Annotated in this window: 2 protein-coding genes; both read left to right on the top strand. The window is 73.3% G+C overall.

The features are described from left to right. Window positions 1–64: 64 nt before the first annotated feature. Entirely contained in the window at window positions 65–553 is a 489-nt protein-coding gene (locus KUTG_RS53175) for a hypothetical protein (RefSeq protein ID WP_052394256.1), read from the top strand. Continuing rightward, window positions 508–3355 (top strand): SAV_2336 N-terminal domain-related protein (locus KUTG_RS53170; RefSeq protein ID WP_369794627.1); only part of this gene is annotated, 2848 nt, incomplete at its 3' end. The genes KUTG_RS53175 and KUTG_RS53170, both read left to right, overlap by 46 nt.

Raw genomic sequence — 3355 nt, 5'->3', positions numbered from 1 at the left:
CGCCCGAGGAGACCCGGGCCCGGCTGCTCGACGCCTTGTTGCGGCCGCTCAGCCAGCCGGGCCAATGAGGCTCGAACGGCTCGTCGACGCGCTGGCGGCGGCCGGAGTGGAGGTCACCGGCGAGGAGCTGGCCGACGCCGTCTGGCTGGCCGGCTTCCTCGGCGACGGCCGTCCCGCGCGCGCGGGCGAGCCGCTGCCGGAGCGGGAGCCGCTGCCGCCGCCCGTGGAGCCGGAGGAGCAGGCGTCGCCCGGCGGCGTGACGGAACCCAAGCGGCGCTTGGGTTCACGGCCGTCGCCCGGGGCCACGGAGGTGCCGGCGTCGTCGGCGTCCATGCACCTGCCGGGGCGTGGCGGCCACGGCGACGGCATGAGCGCCCTGACGCTGCTGAGCCCCGCGGCGCCGGCGCTGCCGGACACGCTGCGGCTGTCGCGGGCGCTGCGGCCGTTGAAGCGGCGCGTGCCCGATCCGCACCGCCTGTCGTCAACGAGCAGGACACGGCCGACCACATCGCGGACACGGGGCTGTGGCTGCCGGAGTTCCAGCCGGAGATGACGCGGTGGCTGGAGGTCGCGCTGGTTGTCGACTCCGGGCCGTCCATGCGCATCTGGCGGCGCGCGGCGGCGGAGCTGCGGGTGTTGTTGGAGCGTATGGGGGCGTTCCGGGACGTGCGCGTGTGGGAGATGGACAGCCGTGCCGACGACCCGCGGCTCCAGCGGCCCGGCTCGCCGAGCCGCAGTGCCCGTGAGCTCATCGATCCGAGCGGTCGTCGGCTTGTGCTCATGCTGAGCGACTGCGTCGGCGAGGCCTGGCTTTCCGGGGCCATGTCACGGTTGTTGGCCCTGTGGTCGAAGTCGGGGTCGGTGGCGATCGTGCAGCCGCTGCCGCAGCGGCTGTGGCATCGCACCGCCGTGGTGCCGGTGCCGGTCCGGCTGCGGGCCTTCGAGTCGGGGCTGCCGTTCCGGCGTTTTGAGTTCGTGCAACGAAATCAGGGTTTCGGTGCACCGCCCATGACAGGGATCCCGGTGCCCATCATGGAGCTGGATCCCAGGTGGATAGGCCGATGGGCGTCGTTGCTGGCCGGAGAGAACCGCGGCTGGGTCGACGGTGTGGTAGTACTGGCAGGGGGAGAGGTCGGGGCCCGTCCGGAGTGGATGGTCGACACCCCGCCGGACGGCCCGCTCGATCTCGTGCAGGCCTTCCGGGCCACGGCGTCTCCCACGGCCTTCCGACTTGCCGCGTACTTGGCGACAGCTCCGCTGAGTCTGCCGGTGATGAGGTTGGTGCAGGCCACGATGCTGCCGGAATCCGGACCGGCGCACCTGGCCGAGGTGTTTCTGGGACAACTGCTGCACCGGGTCGGGGACGAGCGGGCCCACGAGGACCCGGACCAGGTGCAGTACGACTTCCGCAAGGGAGTCAGGGAAACGCTGCTGGGCACACTGCGCCGGGACGAGGCCGTGCGGGTCTTCGGCGAGGTGTCGCGGTTCGTCGGCAGCCGGATGGGGCAGCCGTTGGACTTCGCGGCCATGCTGGCCGATCCGTTCGGCCACGACGGCCCGCGGCTGTCCACCGACAGCATCGCGTTCGCCCAGGTGCTCAAGACGGTGCTGGAGGCGTTGGGGCCGCCCTATTCGCAGGCGGCCAAGCGCTGGAGCCGACTGGCTCCGGCGACCGAGGACGAGTCGTCCCCGTCCATGGTGGAACTGACCACATTGGACGGCTCGGAAACAACAGTGCAGATTCCCGATGGGGAGGTGGTGGCCGAGGAAGCTGAGCGCACGGAGCGGATGGCGACGCAGATCTGCCTCAGCTACCACCCCCGGGACTTCGCCTGGGCGGAATGGCTGCGCTGGGAGCTGGACCGCCTCGGCTACGCCGTCGTGATCAGGCCGCTGTCCGAGGCCTCCACCCCGGACGGTCTGCGCCGGCTCGCGGCGGAGGCGCTGGAGAACGGCCGGTACGTCATCACCGTGATCTCCGCGAGCACGGTCGCGCTGCCCTACGCCGGGGAGGCGTGGCTGCAGGCGCTGATCGACAGCCCCGACAGCCGGGGCCGGGTGCTGGCGGTGACCGTGCACGCCGGGCTGCTGATGGCCGAGATGGTGGACCGGATCGACGGGGTCACCTTCGAGGGCAAGGACGCCCGCACGGCGCTCAACGCCATTGTGGACTGCCTCGGCCGCGTGGCGGCCCGTCCGGTGCGCACCACGCCGCCGGAGGTGCTCCGCTTCCCGCCGCCGCCGTTCCCGGGCGACGACTCGCACGTCGGCGAGCCGGACAGCCAGGGGCCGGTGTGGGTGCTGACCGAGATCCGCTCGGGCGGCCGGTCGCTGCTGGCCCGCGGGGGTGCCGACGGCGCGGTGCGGCTGATCGACGTGGCCAGCGGCCAGACCGTGCTCAACCTGGAGGGCCACACCGGCCCGGTCCGGGTGCTGGCCGCCGTGCCCGGGGCCGACGGCGATCACGACCTGATCGCCAGCGGCGGCGTGGACGGCATCGTCCGCACCTGGGACCTGGACTCCGGCGCGCTGCGCCGGGAGAGCCGGTTCCTGGAGGGCGAGGTGTGGGCGCTGGCCACGGTCCGCGTCGGCGGCCGGATGTGTCTGGCCGGCACCGGATCCGGGTCGATGATCCAGCTCTGGGACCCGGAGAGCGGGCAGCGGCTGCGCACCCTGGTGCGCCGCGGCGGCCGGGTGTGGGCGCTGGCGCCGGTGGAGGTCGGCGGCCGTGAGCTGCTGGCCAGCGGCGGCGCCGACGGCACCATCCGGCTGTGGGACCCGGAGACCAGCACGGTGCTGCGCACCATCCAGGCCCACCGCAGCACGGTGTGGGCGCTGACCACCATCACGGTCGAGGGCGAGTCGCTGCTGGCCAGCGGCGGCGCGGACGGCATGATCCACCTGTGGCACCCGCGCACCGGCGCCCTGGTCAACTCGTTCGTCGGGCACGTCAGCACCATCCGCACGCTGGCGGTGGTGTCGACCCCGCACGGCGACCTGCTGGCCAGCGGCAGCGCCGACAGCACAGTGCGGCTGTGGAACCCGCGCACGGCCCGGGACGGCGTCGAGCACCGGTTCAGCCACCACACCGGGGAGGTGTGGGCGCTGGCCGCGGTCGAGGTCGACGGACGGGTGCAGCTGGCCAGCGGCGGCGTGGACGGCACGATCCGGCTCGCCGACCCGGTCACGTACCAGACCGACGAGCTGCAGTCCGTGCGGTCCAGCGCGGTGTGGGCGCTGACGTCCGTGCTGCTGCCGGACCGGACCCTGCTGGCCAGCGGGGCCCTGGACGGGTCCGTGCACCTGCACGAGCTGTCCGGCTTCTCCGAGGAGCGGACCCTGCGTGGGCACCGCA

Source organism: Kutzneria sp. 744 (genome assembly GCF_000568255.1).
In the GTDB taxonomy this organism is placed as follows: domain Bacteria; phylum Actinomycetota; class Actinomycetes; order Mycobacteriales; family Pseudonocardiaceae; genus Kutzneria.
The sequence above is the reverse complement of the archived record's forward strand: the minus strand, read 5'-3'. Positions and strand labels throughout refer to the sequence as shown.

Coding starts and splice junctions, on each gene's coding strand:
- KUTG_RS53175 (WP_052394256.1), top strand. CDS start 65: ATGAGGCTCGAACGGCTCGTCGACGCGCTGGCGGCGGCCGGAGTGGAG.